A 17,743-nucleotide genomic window follows, 5' to 3' on the forward strand; every position below is an offset into this window, starting at 1 on the left:
GAGGCGGCGGCAGCGGGGCGCGAGTCCGAGGTTCCCCGCGCGGCGCCGCTGGCCCTGGCGCTGACCACCTTCGCGCCGAGCGAGGCCACGCTGCCGGCGGCGGCCCCCGGCGCGCTCGCCGCGGGCGCCTGGCTGGGCGTCGACATCGGCTCGACGACGACGAAGTTCGCGCTCCTCGACGAGGCGGGGCGGATCGTCGCCAAGCGCTACGTGCCCACGCGCGGCCGGCCGATCGAGGTCGCCCGGGAGCTGGTGGCCGGGCTGCGCGCGGAGTTCGGCGGCGTGCGGCTGCGGGGCGTCGCCACCACGGGCTCGGGGCGCCAGGTCGTCGGCGACTTCCTGGATGCGGACCTGGTCATCGACGAGATCACCGCGCATGCGCGCGGCGCGGTCGAGGCCGACCCCGAGGTCGACACCATCTTCGAGATCGGCGGCCAGGACGCCAAGTACATCCGGCTCGAGGGCCGGCACGCACGGGACTTCGACATGAACAAGGTCTGCGCGGCCGGCACCGGGAGCTTCCTCCACGAGCTGGCGGCGAAGATGGGCGTGGACATCGTCGGCGAGTTCGAGCGCACGGCGCTCGCGTCCCGCCGCCCGGTGCAGCTGGCCGAGCGCTGCACCGTCTTCATGGAGTCGGACCTCGTGAGCGCGCTGCAGCGCGGGGCCTCGCGCGAGGACCTCATCGGCGGGCTCGCGGGCGCCGTCGTGCGCAACTACCTCAACCGCGTGGTCGGCCGCCACGCGGTCGGCAGGCGCGTGATGTTCCTCGGGGGGCCGTCGCTGAACCGCAGCGTCGTCGCCGCCTTCGAGCAGGTCCTCGGCCGCGGGCTTGCCGTGCCGCCGCACCGCGAGGTCATGGGCGCGTGGGGCGCCGCGCTCGCCGCCCGCGACGCCGCCGCCCGCGGCGAGCTGGCGCCGCCCGCCCGCACACTCGGGCAGATCGGGACCGCCGATGCCTCGTTCCGCGAGCGCGTCTGCCGCGCCGACCCGGCCTGCCGCAACGAGTGCAAGTTGCGCGTCTACGACTTCGGCGGCCGGGCGAGCGTCTGGGGCGGCGAGTGCGGGCGCTACGAGGCGAGCCGCCGCGGCGGGGCCGCGCGCGAGGACCTCTTCGCCGAGCGCGCGCGGCGGTTCGTCGAGGCGCTCGACGGGAAGGCGGAGCTGAGCGCCCCCCGCGAGGCCCCGCCGGCGCGGGTGCCGCCCGGCACGATCGGCGTCCCGCTGTCGCTGCACGGCCTCGGCTGGGGGGTCTTCTGGGCGCACCTGCTCGCCGGCCTGGGGTGGCGGGTGGTGCTCTCCCCGCCGACCGACGAGCGCATCTCGCGCGCCGGCGTCGAGTCGATGAGCGCCGAGACCTGCTACCCGGTGAAGGTCTTTCACGGCCACGTCCGCCACCTGCTCGCGCGGACCGAGCGGCTGTTCCTGCCGAACGTCATCACGATGCCCTCGCCCGCGGCGACGGAGGCGGGGATGCTCTGCCCGTACGTCGAGTCCTCGCAGTACATGGTCAGCGCCGCCCTCGGGCTGGACCGCGCGCGCGTCGTCCGGCCGACGCTGTTCCTCGCGGAGGGGCCCGACGCCATCGCGCGCGACCTGCGCGCCGCGCTGCCCGCGACGCACCGCCTCCCGCTGCGCCGGCTCACCGCGCTCGTCCGCGCCGCCTGGGAGCGGCACGAGGCGTTCGCGCGGTCGCTCGAGCGGCGCGGCGAGGAGGTCCTGGCCGCGACCCCGGCGGGAGAGCCGGTCTGGGTCGTCAGCGGGCGGCCCTACAACCTCTACGACGAACGCTGCAACCTGAAGATCGGCCGTCAGCTCGCGGCGCTCGGCGTGACCGCGCTGCCCCTGGACTTCCTCGCGCTCGACGGCGAGGACCTCTCCGACTTCCCCAACATGTACTGGGGCCTCGGCGCGCGCGTCCTCCGCGCCGCCCGGCGCGTGGACCGCACCCCGAACCTCTTCGGCGTGCACCTGACCAACTTCGGCTGCGGCGCCGACTCCTTCGTCGAGCACTTCTACCGCCACGCGACGGAGGGCAAGCCCTCGCTGGTGCTGGAGCTCGACGAGCACAGCGCGGTCGCCGGCGTGGTCACGCGGCTGGAGGCCTACCGCAACGTCGTGCGCTGCCACATGGCGGGGGCCCCGGCCGCCGCGGCGCCCGAGCCGGTGCGGGCGTGAGTTCGTTCGGGACGGCGCGGGAGCTGGTCGGCGCGGTCGACCTCGGCGGGCGGACGCTGCTCGTGCCGGCGATGCATCCCGTGGGCGCAGCGGTGCTCGCGGCCTGCTTCCGCGCGATCGGCGTGCCGGCCCTGGTCATGGAGACGGGCGCCGGGCTCGACCTCGGCCGCGAGCACACCTCGGGAAAGGAGTGCTTCCCCTGCCAGGTGACGCTCGGGGACGTGCTGCACCACCTGCAGGGCGAGCGCGCGCGCCTCGGCCCGGCCTTCGACCCCCGCCGCTACGCCTACTTCATGCCCGAGGCGACCGGCCCCTGCCGCTTCGGCATGTACAACAAGCTCCAGCGCCTCGTGCTGGACCGCTTCGAGGAGTTCCGCGAAGTGCCGATCGCGTCGATCACCACGGCGGACTCCTACGGCGCCGCCGGCCTCGTCCCCGCTGCGCAGGCGTCGGCGTTCCGTCTCATGACGTACCTGGCGGTGATCGCCGCCGACGTCCTCGACCGCATCCTCTGGCGCGCGCGCCCCTACGAGAGCGTCGTCGGCGAGGCGGACCGGGCACACGCGGCCGCCGTCGCGCGGCTGGTGCGCGCGGTGGAGACGGGCGGCCTGCGCCGGGACTTCCGCGAGTTCCACGCGATCCTCGCCGACGCGGCGCGCGAAGCCCGCGCGTGCATGGACCCGGCGTTGCCGCGGCGCCCGCGCGTCGGCGTCGTCGGGGAGATCTACCTGCGCACGCACCCCGGCTCCAACGAGGAGCTCGTGCGGGAGCTGGAGCGGCACGGCGCGGAGGTCGTCGTCGCCTCGCTCACGGAGTGGTTCACCTTCATCACCTACTGCCGGGTGCGCGAGCGGCGGCGCGAGACGGGCGCCGCGCTGCGCGGGAGGCGCCTCGGCGCGGCCGGCGGCGCCCTCAGGGGCTGGGCCGGACAGGCCGTCGAATACCGCTACCTCAACGCGAAGCGCCGCTGGCTCTACGCCGCTGCGTCGCGCCACCTGGACATCGCCGCCGACCACGACGTGCACGCCATCGAGGGGCGCCTCGAGGGGGAGCGGCACTTCTCGTTCGACGTCGGCACCGAGTCGGTGCTGAGCATCGGCGGCGCGCTCGAATTCCTCGCGCACGGCTGCGTCGGGATCGCGAACGTCTACCCCTTCACCTGCATGCCCGGGACCGTCGCGACCGCGGTGCTCGGCCCGCTGCTCGGCGCCAGGGGCGTGCCGTACCTGGAGGTCCCGTGCGACGGCACGCGCCGCCCCAACCGCGAGACCCAGGTGCGCACGTTCGTCTGGCAGGCGGCGCAGCGGTTGACGGAGGGCCGCACGTCATCCGCCCGTTCCTGACGCTCGGCTGCGCCGCCCTGCTGCTGGCGCTCGGCGTGGCCGGCGCCGCTGCGGTCACCTGCCACTGCTTCCGCGACCGCGAGTACGACGCCGCGAACCCGGCGGCGTCGGATGCGTACCTGCTCGCGACCGCCTCGAACACGTTGCTCGCCGCCGTGGCGGGGATCCCGAAGCGCGAGATCGTCGAGGCAAGGATGTCGGGCACGGCGGGCGAGGACCTCTGGATCGCCGCGCACGTCGCCCGGCGCCGCGGGATGGGCGTGCGCGAAGTGCTCGAGGCCCGCGCCCGCGCCGCGTCCTGGCGGGAGTTCCTGGAGAAGCGAGGGGCGAGCCCGGATGCGCTCGGGCGGCGCTTCGATGCCGCGCTGGCGGCCGGCGCGCCGGACGTGACCCTGGCCCGGATCGCCGCCTCGGAGGCGCTCGCCGAGCGCGTGGGCACCGCGTGGGCTCAACTCGACACTCTCGCGGCCGCGGGCGCCGGCTACCAGGAGACGATCGTCGCGGCCCTCATCGGGCGCTGGGGCGGCAAGGATCCGCTCGGTGTCCTCGAGACCGCGCGCGCGGGGGTGGGCTGGAGCGGCCAACTGGCCGCCCTGGGGAAGTTCCCCAGGGCGATGGAGACGGAGATCCCGGCGCTGCTGGCGCCGGCTGCCGGGCCGGGGAGCGGCGCGGCGGCAACGCCGCGGCGATGACCCGCGCGCGGCGTCTGGCGATCAGCCGGCCTTCGGTGGCTCCGGGGCGGTCGTGCAGTTGCCCGCCTTCTTGCACTGGTACTCCTTGATCGCGGCGTGCAGCGCGTCGGCCGCGAGGTTGGAGCAGTGCATCTTCACCGGCGGGAGGCCGCCGAGCTCCTCGGCGACCTGCTCGCGGGTGATTGCGAGCGCCTCGTCGATGGTCTTGCCCTTGACCATCTCCGTGCACATCGAGCTGGTGGCGATGGCGGCGCCGCACCCGAACGTCTTGAACTTCGCGTCCACGATGCGGTCGTCATCGACCTTGATGTAGATCTTCATGATGTCGCCGCAGGCCGCGTTGCCGACCGTGCCCACGCCGCTGGCGTCGGCGATCTCGCCGACGTTCCGCGGGTTCTGGAAGTGGTCCATCACTTTCTCGGTGTATATGGCCATGGCTTCGTGCCTCCTCCCGTGTTCCTACCTTTTCACTAGGATACCGCAATCGCCCGAACGTTGCAGCCCCCGCCGGACGCGGCTTTACCCGGGGACGCAAGCCCCGACGGGGCAGACCTCCCCACAGGTGTCGCAGTCGCTGCACCTCTCGGGATCGACCAGATAGCGCTCCCCGCCGTCGCAGATCGCCTGCTGCGGACATTCCGCCTGGCAGGCGCCGCAGACGATGCACTCCCCGGTGATGCGGTGGCTCATCGGACCGGCGGCCGGGATCAGGCGGTGCGAGGACCGGCTGACGGTCGCTTCTGGCAGGCCGGGCAGAGGTGCGTGCCGCGCCCGCCAACGCGGATGTAGGCGATGGTCCCCCCGCACTTCACGCAGGGCTCCCCCGCGCGCTTGTACACCCGGTGGTGCTTCTGGTAGGTGCCGGGGCGGTTGCGGCTGTCGCGGTAGTCCGAAACGGACGAGCCGCGGCAGGAGATCGCCGTCTGCAGGACCCGCCGTATGGCGCCGTGGAGCAGGCGGCTCTTGCCCCGGGTGACTTCCGAAGCCCGAGTCAGCGGGTGCACCCCCGCGCGGTGCAGCGACTCGTCGACATAGATGTTGCCGAGGCCGGCGATCACCCGCTGGTCGAGCAGCAGCGGCTTGATCGGCCGGCGCGACGCCGCGAGCAGCCCGCGGAAGTCCTCGAGCCCCACCAGCAGCGCGTCGGGACCCAGTTCGTTGAGCAGGCCCGCGGCGGTCTCGTTGCCCTGCACGATGTCGAGAGAGCCGAAGCGCCGGGTGTCCTCGAAGGCGAGCGCCAGGTCGGAGTCGGCGAAGTCCAGGCGCAGCCGGTCGCGCGTGGAGCGCGGACTGCGGCTCGGCACCAGGACGAGCTTGCCGGTCATGCGCAGGTGGAAGACCAGCAGGGCGCCGTTCGAGAGGTGGAAGAGGAGAAACTTGCCCTTGCGGTTGAGCCCGATGACGCGTCCCCCGCGGACCTTGCCCAGCGCCGCGGGCGTGTTCTGACCGCGGAGCCGATCACAGAAGACCCGCACCTGACGGACCCGCTGCCCGAGGAGGCTCTCCCTCAGGCCCACCACCATCGTTTCTACTTCAGGAAGTTCTGGCATCTCCTCACGTTGCTACGTTTTCCACGTCTGGTCATCATAATATAGACAATTTGGAGGAAAAGGCTATCGAATTGTTGGTGCGCCAGGGGCTGAACAGGGGAAAAGGAGTGTGAAAATGCCGATGTACGAGTATCGATGCGGCGGCTGCGGCCACAAGATCGAGCGTTACGAGGCCGGGCGGGCCGCATCCGAGGGAGCGGAAAAGTGCCCGGAGTGCGGCAGGACGAGTCTGCGGCGGGTCTTCTCGACGTTCGCGTCGAACTGCTGCGGTGACGGCGACGGCGGCGGGTCTCTGCCCGCCTCCGGCGGCTGTGGCGGGGGTTCCAGCCACTTCTCCTGAGGGTGATCCGGCGCCGGCGGTCGGCCGGCAGACAGTCCTGAGCGGAAATCCCCCTTTCTCCCCCTGTGCCACTGGGGGAAGAGGGGGATCTTTCGTTCCCGTGCTATACTCATTCACTTGAACCGGGGGGCCGTCTTGCGCCAACTGCTCGAGATCGAAGACCTGCGGGTGGAGTTCACCGTCAAGGGGCGGTCGTTCGCAGCGGTCTCGGACGTCGGCCTGAAGCTGGACCGCGGCCGCACGCTCGGTCTGGTCGGCGAGTCGGGGTCCGGCAAGACCGTGACCTCGCTCGCGGTGCTGCGCCTGGTCCCCGCCCCCGCGGGGCGCATCGCCGGCGGGCACATCTGGTTCCAGGACCGAGATCTCGCCGCGCTGCCGGAGAAGGAGATGGTCGCCATCCGCGGCCGGGACATCTCGATGGTCTTCCAGGAGCCGATGACGTCGCTCAATCCGGTGTTCACCGCCGGGGACCAGGTGGCGGAGGTCTACCGGATCCACCTGCGGCTCGGCCGCCGGGAGGCCTTCGAGCGCGCGGTGGAGATGCTGAAGAAGGTCGGCATCCCGGACCCGGCGCGGCGCGCGCGCGAGTACCCGCACCAGATGAGCGGGGGGATGCGCCAGCGCGTGCTCATCGCCATCGCGCTGGCCTGCCGGCCCGCGCTGCTCATCGCCGACGAGCCGACGACCGCGCTCGACGTCACCGTGCAGGCGCAGATCCTGACGCTGATGGAGCAGCTGCGCGACGAGATGGGGACGGCGCTGCTGCTCATCACGCACGACCTCGGGGTGGTGGCGGAGTCCGCGGACGACGTCGCGGTGATGTATGCCGGGCGGATCGTCGAGCAGGCCGCCTGCCGCCCGCTCTTCGAATCGCCGTGGCATCCCTACACCGAGGGGTTGCTGCGCTCGCGGCCGGTGCTCGGCAGGCGGGGGACCGGCCGGCACCTCGACGCGATCCCCGGGACGGTCCCCGACCTCAGGCACCCGCTGCCCGGCTGCCCGTTCGAGCCACGCTGCCCGCGGCGCCAGGGCATCTGCGTCGAGCGGATGCCGCAGCTCGAGGAGAAGTCCCCCGGGCGCCTCGCGCGCTGCTGGATCCCGCCAGCGCCCGGCAACAGGCCATGAACAGCGCATTCAGCGGGCGCTTCCAGAGGGGGACAGGCCCCCCTCCGGCGCGGCTTCGCCGCTGCCTCCCCCGGGATAGGGGACGAAGATGGCATCAGGGTTGCTGAGCGTCCGGGGGCTCGTCAAGTACTTCCCCGTCCGCGGGGGCTTCTGGCAGCGCCCGGTCGGCTGGGTGCACGCGGTCGAGAGCGTGGACTTCGACATCGCGCCGGGCAGGACGCTGAGCCTCGTCGGCGAGACCGGCTGCGGCAAGTCGACCGTCGGCCGCTGCGTGCTGCGGCTCATCGAGCCGACGGGGGGCGAGGTCCTCTTCGAGGGCGCGGACCTGCTGCGCCTCGGCCGGGAGGAGCTGCGGCGGATCCGGCGGCAGATGCAGATCATCTTCCAGGACCCGTACTCGTCGCTCAACCCGCGCATGAGCGTGCTGGCGACCGTCGGCGAGCCGCTGCTGCTGCACGGCACGGTCCCGCGCGACCGGATCGAGGCCGAGGTGATCGCCCTGCTCGAGCGGGTCGGCCTGCGGGCCGAGGACCGCCTGCGCTACCCGCACGAGTTCTCGGGCGGCCAGCGCCAGCGCATCGGGATCGCGCGGGCGCTCGCGCTCAGGCCGAAGCTGATCGTCGCCGACGAGCCGGTCTCTTCGCTGGATGTCTCGATCCAGGCGCAGGTCGTGAACCTCATGCTCGATCTCCAGCAGGAGTTCGGCCTCGCGTACCTGTTCATCTCCCACGACCTGAGCCTGGTCGAGCGCATCAGCGACGACGTCGCCGTGATGTACCTCGGCCGCATCGTCGAGACCGCGCCGGCAGCCGAGCTCTACGCCCGCCCGCGCCACCCCTACACCGAGGCGCTGCTCGCCGCCGTCCCCGTCCCCGACCCGGCGCGGCGCGAGCAGCGGCGGGCGCTGCTCGGCGGCGACGTGCCGAGCCCGATCACGCCGCCGCCGGGGTGCCCCTTCCACCCGCGCTGCCCGATCCGCGGCAAGGGGTGCGACGAGGAGATGCCGCCGGTGAGCACGGCGGGCCCCGGGCACACCTACCGCTGCTGGTACCGGTGAGAAAAGGGGACAGATCTGTTTTCCATGAAGACCCCTGAGCGGTGTTCTGCCGGCGAGGAAAGTAGATCTGTCCCCTTTTCGGGCGCCATCGTCGTCCGCGGCGCGCGCGAGCACAACCTCAAGAACATCTCGCTCGACATCCCCCGCGACCGCCTCGTCGTGATCACCGGCGTCTCCGGCTCCGGCAAGTCCTCGCTGGCCTTCGACACGATCTACGCCGAGGGGCAGCGCCGCTACGTCGAGTCGCTCTCGGCCTACGCGCGCCAGTTCCTCGAGCTCATGGAGAAGCCGGACGTCGACGTCATCGAGGGGCTCTCGCCGGCGATCTCGATCGAGCAGCGCACCCTCTCGCGCAACCCGCGCTCCACCGTCGGCACCGTCACGGAGATCTATGACTACCTGCGCCTGCTCTACGCGCGGGTCGGGCGGCCGGCCTGCTGGAAGTGCGGCCGCGAGATCGCCTCGCAGGGGGCCGAGCAGATCACCGACCGGGTCCTGGCGCTGCCCGCGGGGACGCGCGTGCACGTGCTCGCCCCGCTCGTGCGCGGGCGCAAGGGCGACGGCCAGCGCACCTTCGAGGACGTGCGCCGCAAGGGCTACGTGCGCGTGCGGGTCGACGGCCAGCTGCGCGAGCTCGGCGGGGAGATCGCGCTCGACCGGAAGCGCAAGCACACGATCGAGGCGGTGGTCGACCGGCTGGTGGTCGCGCCGGAGGCGCGCTCGCGCCTCACCGCCTCGGTCGAGGCGGCCCTCGCCCTCGGCGACGGGCTGGTGGTGGTCGAGGAGGTCGGCGCCCGCGACCACCTCTTCTCCTCGCGCCTGGCCTGCCCGGGCTGCGGCGTGAGCTACCCGGAGCTCTCCCCGCGCCTCTTCTCCTTCAACAGCCCGGTGGGCGCCTGCCCCGAGTGCGGCGGTCTCGGCACGAAGATGGAGTTCGACGACGAGCTGGTCGTCCCCGACCCGTCGCTGACGCTGCGCGAGGGGGCGATCCTCCCCTGGGAGCGCCGGACCTCCGAGTACTTCATGCAGACGCTCGGCGCCGTGGCGCGCCACTTCGGCTTCGACCTCGAGACGCCGTTCGAGCGGCTGCCGGCGCGGGTCCGCGAGGTGCTCCTGCACGGCTCGGGCGAGGAGGAGGTCCTCTTCACCCTGGAGCGTGGCGCGGAGGACCGCTTCCGCTTCAAACGCCCCTTCGAGGGCGCGGTCCAGAACCTGGAGCGGCGCTACCGCGAGACGAAGTCGGCGGCGGTCCGCGAGGAGATCGAGCGCTACATGGCGATGCGCCCCTGCCCGTCGTGCAAGGGCCGGCGGCTGCGTCCCGAGGCGCTCGCGGTGACCTTCGGCGGGATGAGCATCGCCGCCTGCACGGCGCAGTCCGTGACGGCGGCGCTGCGCGTCTTCGGCGCGGTGGAGCTGTCGCCGACCGAGCGCGCCATCGCCAGCCGCGTGCTCAAGGAGATCCGCGAGCGCCTGCAGTTCCTCGCGGACGTCGGCCTCGGCTACCTCACGCTCGACCGCGAGGCCGCCTCGCTCTCCGGCGGCGAGGGCCAGCGGATCCGGCTGGCGACCCAGATCGGCTCGCGGCTCGTCGGCGTGCTCTACGTGCTGGACGAGCCGAGCATCGGCCTGCACCAGCGCGACAACGACCGGCTGCTCTCCACCCTCAAGGGACTGCGCGACCTCGGCAACACGGTGCTGGTCGTCGAGCACGACGAGGCGACCATCGCGGCGGCCGACCACGTCGTCGACCTCGGCCCGGGCGCGGGCGAGCACGGCGGGCACCTCGTCGCGGCGGGCACCCCGGAGCAGATCATGCGCCACCCCGACTCCCTCACCGGCCAGTACCTCTCCGGGCGGCGGGCGATCCCCGTGCCCGCGCGGCGGCGCGAGGGGACGAAGGCGCTGCGCGTGGTGGGTGCGCGCGGCAACAACCTCAAGGGGATCGACCTGCGCGTGCCGCTCGGCACGCTCACCTGCGTCACCGGCGTCTCGGGCTCCGGCAAGAGCACGCTCGTGGTCGAGACGCTCTTCAAGGCGCTCGCGCACGCGCTCTACCGCGCCAAGGACCGCCCGGCGCCGCTCGCGCGCCTCGAGGGCCTCGAGCACGTCGACAAGGTCATCGACATCGACCAGAGCCCGATCGGCCGCACGCCGCGCTCGAATCCCGCGACCTACACCGGCATCTTCACGCCGATCCGCGACCTCTTCGCCGCGGTCCCGGAGGCGCGGCTGCGCGGCTACCGCCCGGGGCGCTTCTCGTTCAACGTCCCGGGCGGGCGGTGCGAGGCCTGCGAGGGCGACGGGATCAAGCGCATCGAGATGCACTTCCTCCCCGACGTCTACGTCACCTGCGACGTCTGCAAGGGCAGGCGCTACAACCGCGAGACGCTCGAGGTCGAGTACCGCGGGCGCACCATCGCGCAGGTGCTGGACCTCACGGTGAGCCAGGCGCTCCTCTTCTTCGAGCGCCACGCGCCGATCCGCGAGCGGCTGCAGACGCTCAACGACGTCGGGCTCGAGTACGTGAAGCTCGGCCAGAGCGCGACCACGCTCTCGGGCGGCGAGGCGCAGCGCGTGAAGCTCTCGCGCGAGCTGGGCCGGCGCAGCACGGGGCGCACGGTCTACATCCTCGACGAGCCGACCACCGGCCTGCACTTCGCCGACATCCAGAAGCTGCTCGAGGTGCTCAACCGGCTCGTGGAGGCCGGCAACACGATCGTCGTCATCGAGCACAACCTGGACGTCATCAAGAGCGCGGACTTCGTCGTCGACCTCGGGCCGGAGGGCGGCGACGCCGGCGGCGAGATCGTCGCGCAGGGGACGCCCGAGCAGGTCGCGCGCACGAAGGGCTCGTTCACGGGGCGGTTCCTGAAGGCGGCGCTCGGCGGGTAGGGCGGCGCCAGTCGTGCCGGCGTCCGCCTGCGGGGCCGGGACGCCGAGCCGGCGGACGGGCTTCCTGTACTCCGGTACCGCCAGCATCTTCGGGTCGCAGCGCACGCCGTCCTGCAGCGCGATGTCGACTCAGGTTGGGATATCGCATTGGCTGCAATCTCCTGAGACTATATAATCGGGCGACCAAGAAAAGGCGCGCCCGGAAGGGGGACAGCCATGACTGCCGCAAGCCCCAAGGTCCTGGTCGTAGAGGACGAAGAGTCCATCCTCGAGCTGATCCGCGACAGCATCGGCCGCGAAGGCTTCGTGGTCGCGACGGCGACGAGCGGGGAAGAGGCGCTCGCGCAGGTGAACGAAGAGGCCCCCGACCTGATCCTGCTGGACCTGATGCTTCCGGGGATCAGCGGACTCGAGGTCTGTCGCCGCCTCAAGGCCCAGCCCGCGACCGCCGACATCCCGGTGCTCATGCTCTCGGCGCGCGACGGCGAATCGGATGTCATCGCCGGGCTGGAGATCGGGGCGGACGACTACCTGACCAAGCCGTTCAGCCCGCGCATCCTCGCCGCCCGCCTGCGGGCCGCGCTCCGGCGGCGCGAGGGCGGGGCGCAGGCCGCCGAGCGGACGCAGGTGTCGGCGGGCGGCGTGACGCTGGACCGGGAGCGCCGCGAGGTCACGGTGGACGGTGCGCGGCTGGAGCTGACCTACACCGAGTTCGAGATCCTCTGGCTGCTGGCCGCCACCCCGGGGCGGGTCTTCACCCGGCCGCGCATCGTCGAGGCCGCCCGCGGCGCCGACGCCGGCATCACGGAGCGCGCCGTGGACGTCGCCATCGTCCGGCTGCGCCGCAAGCTCGGCCCGGCGGCGAGCCGGATCGAGACCGTCCGGGGCGTCGGCTACCGCTTCGCCGACTAGACGTTGGCGCGACCGAAGCGTCTCTTCTGGTACCTCTTCCTGCCGCTCCTGGCGGCGGTCGCGGTCACGGCCGCGAGCGTCGTCTGGTTCGCCGCCTCGTCACTGAGAAGCGCGGTCGAGGACGCCGAGGCCCTCGAGCTCGAGGCGGCCGCCCGCCTCGCGGTCTTCCGGATCGTGGAGTTCCTCCCGGGCGACGCGGCTGCCCTGCGGCGGGTCTGCGGGGAGATGGGGACCGAGGCCGACCGGCGCATCACCCTTGTTCTCCCGGACGGGACGGTCGCGTGCGACACCGCGGTGCCGCCGGAGCGGTACGACCGGAGCGGGCCGCCGCCTGAGCTGGCCAGCGCGCTCGCCGGCCGCACCGGCACTGCCGTGCGCCGGGGCGGGACGTCGGGCCGGGCGTACCTCCTCGTCGCCGTGCCGCTGCGCCGCGACGGCGGGATCGTCGCGGCACTGCGGCTCGGCATCCCCTACGCGGCCATCGAGGAGCACCTGCGCTCCTTCCGCCTGCGGCTCGTCGGGGTCGCCGCGGCGACCGTCGCTCTCGGGGCGCTCGTGAGCTACCTGTTCGCGCGCTGGCTCTCGCGGCCCATCGAAGAGCTGCGGGTCGCGGTGGACCGCTTCGCCGCCGGGGACCTGCGTGCCTCGCTGCCGGCGCCGTACACGGCCGAGGTGGCGGCGCTTCGCGATGCGCTGGGCGCGATGGCGGTCCAGCTGCACGCGCGGATCGAGGCGGCCGAGGGGCTGGAGCGCGCGCGCCAGGACTTCGTCGGCAACATCTCGCACGAGCTCAAGACGCCGATCACGACCATCAGCGGCTACGTGGAGCTGCTGCTCGGCGGGGCGCTGGACGACCGCCCCGCGGCGGAGCGGTACCTCGAGACCATCCGCCGCCAGAGCGAGCGCATGAATCTCATCTTCAACGACCTGCTGGTGCTCTCGCAGCTCGAGCGTCGCATGGGCGCCCCGGCCAGCGTGCTCGAGCAGACGGAGGTCGCCGACGTCGTGGCCGACGCGCTCGACGCGACGCGGGAGCGGGCCGCGGAAGCGGCCGTGCGCGTGGACGCGGACGCTCCCGAGGGGGTGCGCGTGCGCGCCGCGCCGCTGCTGCTCTCGCAGGCGGTCGCGAACCTCCTGCGCAACGCCATCGCCCACACCGAGCCGGGGGGGCGGGTCCGCGTCTGCGTGTCGGCGGCGGCGGGGAGCGTCGCGATCACGGTCCTCGACTTCGGCGACGGGATCGCCCCCGAGCACCTGCCGCGGGTCTTCGAGCGCTTCTACCGGGTGGACCCCGGGCGCAGCCGCAGGCTGGGCGGCTCGGGACTCGGCCTGGCGATCGTGAAGCACATCGCGCTGGCGCACGGCGGGACCGTGACCGTTGTCAGCGCGGTCGGGGAGGGCAGCGCCTTCACGATCACCGTGCCGGCCTCGTGACGTTCGCCGGCGGCGCCACGGCATGACTCTCCGCATGCGTGAAATCCAGACGAACGGCTCCGGCCGGCGTGAGCGCGGTGCGCTTGCCTGCGGCCTGGTGGCGCTCGCGCTCGTCTGCGCCGCCGTCGTCGGCTGCGGGAAGCCCGATGGGCCGGCGGCGAGGGAGACGGCAGCCGACGCGGGGCCTGCGCGGTCGTCGCGCGGGCGGGGCGCGACCGCGGCGCCCGCACCCGCCGTCGCCGCGGCCCGCTCGGGGAAGGTGGTCCGCATCCGCGACGGCGACAGCATCGTCGTGCTCGAGGACGGGGTGCAGGTCGAGGTCCGCCTGCACGGCATCGACGCGCCCGAGCAGGGCCAGGCCTTCGGCAGAGAGGCGAAACGCCGGGCCGGCGAGCTGGCGTTCGGCCGCGTGGTGCGCCTCGAGTCGCGGGGGAAAGATGCCTGGGACAGGACGCTCGCCGAGGTCTTCCTCCCCGACGGCCGCTCGCTCAACCGCGAGCTGGTGTCCGAGGGGATGGCGTGGTGGTTCCGGAAGTATGTTAACGACACGGACCTTGCGGCGCGCGAGCGCGAGGCGCGCGACGCGCGGCGCGGGCTCTGGGCGGACCGGGCGCCGGTGCCGCCGTGGGAGTGGCGGAAGTCGCGGCGCCAGTGAGCCCGGCGGATGGGACCAACGTCTCCCCTGTCAGATAAAATGTGATAAAATCCGAATAGTTCCGAGTCGTCTTCCGCGGGGGAGGGGTTCATGGCGAAAGGTGATTCCTGAGCATGTCCAACCCGTTCTTCGACCACCCCATCCTGAACTCTCCCTATCGCCTTCCCGAGCGCCATTGGGAACTCGACCAGCAGGGCCAGCCAACACAGAAGATCATCGAGATCCGCCGCCGCGCCGAATTCATCACCCCGATCCCGAAGCCGCGCAAACGCAAGGGCACTGCGGGGGCGGAGCAGACTTCGCTGCTCTTCGACGAAGGGCAGGGCCTCTCCACTGCCGAGCAGCAGTACGACCACACGGCCATCATCAACGCGGTGCGGGCGCAGGTGAACCAGTGGCGTCGCATCTCGAACCCCAACAAGTGGGGTGTCACGCCGGAAACGGCGCGACTGCTCCAGCACTGGCGCAGTCACCCTTTCAGTGGCATTCGCCCCTTCTTCTGTCAGATCGAGGCGGCCGAAACCGCCATCTGGCTGACCGAAGTCGCACCACAGAGCAGGGCGGGCGAGGTCTGAGTGAGGCCGCGAAAGAGAAGAGTACCGCTGCGCCCGACTGTAGGTGCCCTTTCCGAAGGCCTGAATGGCTAAAGCCTTGCAGAAGGTCGATAAGGTTCGGGCATCTCGTGATGGTCACGAGTATCATGAGGCCTGGACTGCCCGGAAAGCGATGCAGCTTCTACTGGGAGATGATCACCTGGTCGGCATCGCAGTGGAAGGGCTGGACCCAGATGATCAGACGCGTGCAACACCCGAAACGGTTGAGGTGGCTGATCTGACTCTGTACTACGGGAAGGGCACTGGTTTCGAATACGCCGACGGCGTCGATGTTGTCCAATTCAAGTATTCCCCTAGCCAAGAGAACGCTGCATTCCGGACCAGCGATGCGAAGAAGACTATTGCAAAGTTTGCTGAGTCCTATCGTAACTATGAGAAGCTATACGGCGCGCAAGAAGTCGAAAAGAAGCTTCGCTTTCAGCTGGTAACCAACCGACCGATCTATCCGCAGTTCACACAGGCCATCCGAGCGCTTGCGACAGGGAAGAGTCCTTCCGGAGAGGTGAGAAAGCAGGCAAGGCAGTTCACGGTTGCCGCTGGCCTCAAGGGAGAGGCGCTCGCTGCCTTTGCCGGCAAGTGCCAGTTCTTGGGCGAATCTAGCAGCCTAATACTGCTTGTGTTGCAGAGATACGAAAAAGGGTCTCCCCTTCATGCAACAGCGAAATTCACCCACACCATCGCGGTCATTCGTGTGACGAAATCGCTTGACGTCAAATATTACAGAGGCCGCGTTAATCATCTCTTTGTGTCGAAGTCCTAGAGCCTACCTCAAATTGCTTGAGCAGCATGCAGATTGAGGCAAGCTGGACAAAGCCGAGGAAGTTCTCGCGAATCTCTTCGGTGCGGGACTCTCGTCCATTCAACAAACCCAGTCTGGCTGCGCAGCCCTAAAATGATATCCAAAACCCCCGCCGGTCATGCGGCGTGTCGCATAAATGCTGTCGCCCTTCACTGTGGAAGCAATGAGCTGAACCGTATTCGATAATACTGAACTTGACATTTGATAGTAATAGATATTCATTTCTAATGTAACGAGATAACGAACATGATTTTCCACAGCGAAGGGCTTGACGAAAAGGAAGCCTCAGTCCTGGCCGAAGTCGATCGGCTAAGGAATGAGCTCGGTTATCTTCACCGGACTCCGCAGCGGTGGTACGGCCTTCTCCGAAGAAACACGTTTGCCAAGGCAATCCAGGGCAGCAATTCCATCGAAGGATACGTCGTCACGACAGACGATGCAGTTGCAGCGGTGCAGGGAGAAGAGCCGTCAATCGACCCAAAGACGGATACCTGGCAGGCGATACTCGGGTACCAGCAAGCCATGACGTATGTACTCCAGAAGGTCGAGGATCGGTACTTCATATTTTCGGCGGAAATACTCAAGTCCCTCCATTTCATGATGGTAAAGCACGATCTTGCGAAGAACCCGGGAAGATGGCGTCCGGGTTCCATCTATGTCCGAAGAGAGCCTACCGGAGAAGTTGTCTATGAGGGTCCGGACTCTCAGCAGTTTCCCGGTTTGATTGATGAACTGATCGAGAGCCTGAACGTGAAGGACTCGCGGGAACACGTGATTGTTCGTGCAGCGATGGCTCATCTCAACCTGGTCATGATTCATCCGTTCTCAGACGGCAACGGTCGGATGGGGCGCTGCCTGCAAAGCCTGGTTCTCGCCAAAGACGGAGTCGCCGGGCCATTGTTTTCAAGCATCGAGGAGTATCTCGGCCACAATACCCAGGACTATTACAGCATCCTCGGAGAAGTCGGGGCGGGGTCCTGGCATCCGGAAAGGAATACCCGTCCGTGGCTGAGATTCTGCCTGACAGCGCACTATCGACAGGCAATGACACTCTTGAGACGAACGAGAGTGATGCAAAAGATTTGGGATGAAGTGGAAGAGAGGGTGCGACGCCTCCTGCTCCCGGAAAGATGCGTTGCTGCCGTTGCTGATGCCGCGCTTGGCTATCGCGTCACAAATCCCACGTACCGTCGCTCTGCCGATGTAACTGAAGTGGTGGCTCGCAATGACCTGCGCGAGCTGTCGCAGCGAGGTCTTCTCGATCCCAAGGGCGAGAAACGCGGGAGATTCTATGTTGCGTCTGCCGGCGTCAAAGAAATAGCGGCGCGTGTGACCGAAAACAAGAAGATACCGGACCCCTTCGCAGAAGAGTCCAAACCCTCCGCTTAGTCGATCTTTCCATCCTCCTCTTCTTCCTCGTTCCAGCGCTCGCGCATCCGGCGGGATCGCACTTGGCGGACCACGATCGCGACGAGGAACAGCGCGGTGACCGCCAGCCAGAGCGCGGCATCGCTGGTCAGCGCCGGCAGCGAGGCGAGGGGGCGGTTCACCCGGCGCAGCCACCGCCCCTCCGCCGTGCCGATGCCGACGCCGTATGCCGTGCGGAAGGACTCCTCGAAGCCGTGCCGGCGCAGCTCGCCCAGGAGTATCCTGAACCGTGTCCTGCCGAACTCGGCGTCGAGGAACGCGAGGAAGCCCGCGCTCTCGGCGTAGGCGAGTCGCGCCCGCGCCTCGTCGTCCGGGAAGCGCACAGCCAGCTCCGCGAGCGGCAGCATCCGCCCGAAGAGCGCCGCGGCCGAGAGCGTCAGCTGCTCGCGCAGGCCCTCGGTGCGTGACTCGCGCATCGCAAGCCCCTCGCGGAACCACAGCGGCCAGCCGTCGTGCCCCGGATAATCCGCCTTGAGGATGACGTGCGTCAGCTCGTGGGCCAGCAGCGGCTCCAGCCCCTGCGGCGTCTGCCCCGGCGCCACGCGCACGACGACGAACTGCTCCGCCGGGACCGCGGCGCCGGCGATCCAGGCGGGAAGGCGTCGGGACCACTCCTCGCGGGTCGCGGCCGGCGACCTGGGCGTGAGCAGCAGGACGGCGACCTCGACCGGGTGGGCGAGCCCGAGGTCGCCCCGGATGCGCGCGTGCGCGGCCGCGGCGAGGG

At 70.4% G+C, this 17,743-nt stretch carries 16 protein-coding genes and 1 pseudogene; 13 read left to right on the forward strand and 4 right to left on the reverse strand.

Annotation, left to right across the window (positions count from 1 at the left end):
* The 3 genes from VI078_05130 to VI078_05140 form a co-directional block, all read left to right on the forward strand.
* A partial coding sequence (locus VI078_05130; GenBank protein HEY5998670.1) for an acyl-CoA dehydratase activase occupies window positions 1–2,178 on the forward strand: 2,178 nt, incomplete at its 5' end.
* Window positions 2,175–3,521: a CoA activase gene (locus VI078_05135; protein HEY5998671.1), complete on the forward strand. Its 1,347-nt coding sequence runs from the start codon at window positions 2,175–2,177 to the stop codon at window positions 3,519–3,521. The genes VI078_05130 and VI078_05135, both read left to right, overlap by 4 nt.
* 35 nt (window positions 3,522–3,556) lie before the next feature.
* Window positions 3,557–4,213 (forward strand): hypothetical protein, encoded by a 657-nt coding sequence (locus tag VI078_05140; GenBank protein HEY5998672.1) that lies wholly within the window; start codon window positions 3,557–3,559, stop codon window positions 4,211–4,213.
* Window positions 4,214–4,234: 21 nt separating this feature from the next.
* On the opposite strand, the gene nifU is transcribed toward VI078_05140, so the two are convergent.
* The 3 genes from nifU to mutM form a co-directional block, all read right to left on the reverse strand.
* Complete coding sequence (gene nifU / locus VI078_05145; GenBank protein ID HEY5998673.1) at window positions 4,235–4,642, reverse strand: Fe-S cluster assembly scaffold protein NifU; 408 nt, start codon at window positions 4,640–4,642, stop codon at window positions 4,235–4,237.
* A gap of 90 nt (window positions 4,643–4,732) precedes the next feature.
* Window positions 4,733–4,903, reverse strand: coding sequence for a 4Fe-4S binding protein (locus tag VI078_05150; GenBank protein HEY5998674.1), 171 nt, complete (start codon window positions 4,901–4,903; stop codon window positions 4,733–4,735).
* Window positions 4,904–4,920: 17 nt separating this feature from the next.
* Window positions 4,921–5,763, reverse strand: a complete 843-nt coding sequence (gene mutM, locus VI078_05155; protein HEY5998675.1) for a bifunctional DNA-formamidopyrimidine glycosylase/DNA-(apurinic or apyrimidinic site) lyase — start codon at window positions 5,761–5,763, stop codon at window positions 4,921–4,923.
* Window positions 5,764–5,878: 115 nt separating this feature from the next.
* On the opposite strand from mutM, the gene VI078_05160 reads away from it, so the two are divergent.
* The 10 genes and pseudogenes from VI078_05160 to VI078_05205 all read left to right on the forward strand — a co-directional run bounded on the left by VI078_05160 (window position 5,879) and on the right by VI078_05205 (window position 16,980).
* Window positions 5,879–6,103 carry a zinc ribbon domain-containing protein gene (locus VI078_05160; protein ID HEY5998676.1) on the forward strand — a complete coding sequence of 75 codons (225 nt, stop codon included), beginning with the start codon at window positions 5,879–5,881 and terminating at the stop codon, window positions 6,101–6,103.
* A gap of 135 nt (window positions 6,104–6,238) precedes the next feature.
* Window positions 6,239–7,228, forward strand: a complete 990-nt coding sequence (locus tag VI078_05165; GenBank protein ID HEY5998677.1) for an ABC transporter ATP-binding protein — start codon at window positions 6,239–6,241, stop codon at window positions 7,226–7,228.
* Between the two features lie 88 nt (window positions 7,229–7,316).
* Window positions 7,317–8,285, forward strand: a complete 969-nt coding sequence (locus tag VI078_05170; protein HEY5998678.1) for an ABC transporter ATP-binding protein — start codon at window positions 7,317–7,319, stop codon at window positions 8,283–8,285.
* Between the two features lie 24 nt (window positions 8,286–8,309).
* Window positions 8,310–11,177 (forward strand): excinuclease ABC subunit UvrA, encoded by a 2,868-nt coding sequence (uvrA, locus tag VI078_05175; GenBank protein HEY5998679.1) that lies wholly within the window; start codon window positions 8,310–8,312, stop codon window positions 11,175–11,177.
* A gap of 216 nt (window positions 11,178–11,393) precedes the next feature.
* Complete coding sequence (locus VI078_05180; protein HEY5998680.1) at window positions 11,394–12,089, forward strand: response regulator transcription factor; 696 nt, start codon at window positions 11,394–11,396, stop codon at window positions 12,087–12,089.
* A 3-nt stretch (window positions 12,090–12,092) separates the two neighbouring features.
* Window positions 12,093–13,523 (forward strand): ATP-binding protein, encoded by a 1,431-nt coding sequence (locus VI078_05185; GenBank protein HEY5998681.1) that lies wholly within the window; start codon window positions 12,093–12,095, stop codon window positions 13,521–13,523.
* Window positions 13,524–13,557: 34 nt separating this feature from the next.
* A complete protein-coding gene (locus VI078_05190) occupies window positions 13,558–14,178 on the forward strand; it encodes a thermonuclease family protein (GenBank protein HEY5998682.1) in 621 nt (206 codons plus the stop codon).
* A gap of 113 nt (window positions 14,179–14,291) precedes the next feature.
* A pseudogene (locus tag VI078_05195) lies at window positions 14,292–14,744 on the forward strand (restriction endonuclease).
* 73 nt (window positions 14,745–14,817) lie between these two features.
* Window positions 14,818–15,552, forward strand: coding sequence for a hypothetical protein (locus VI078_05200; GenBank protein ID HEY5998683.1), 735 nt, complete (start codon window positions 14,818–14,820; stop codon window positions 15,550–15,552).
* Window positions 15,553–15,837: 285 nt separating this feature from the next.
* Entirely contained in the window at window positions 15,838–16,980 is a 1,143-nt protein-coding gene (locus VI078_05205) for a Fic family protein (protein HEY5998684.1), read from the forward strand.
* Here the strand turns inward: VI078_05205 and VI078_05210 are convergent.
* Window positions 16,977–17,743 (reverse strand): hypothetical protein (locus VI078_05210; GenBank protein HEY5998685.1); only part of this gene is annotated, 767 nt, incomplete at its 5' end. The genes VI078_05205 and VI078_05210 overlap by 4 nt on opposite strands.

The sequence above is a fragment of the bacterium genome (genome assembly GCA_036524115.1).
GTDB lineage: Bacteria > JAUVQV01 > JAUVQV01 > JAUVQV01 > DATDCY01 > DATDCY01.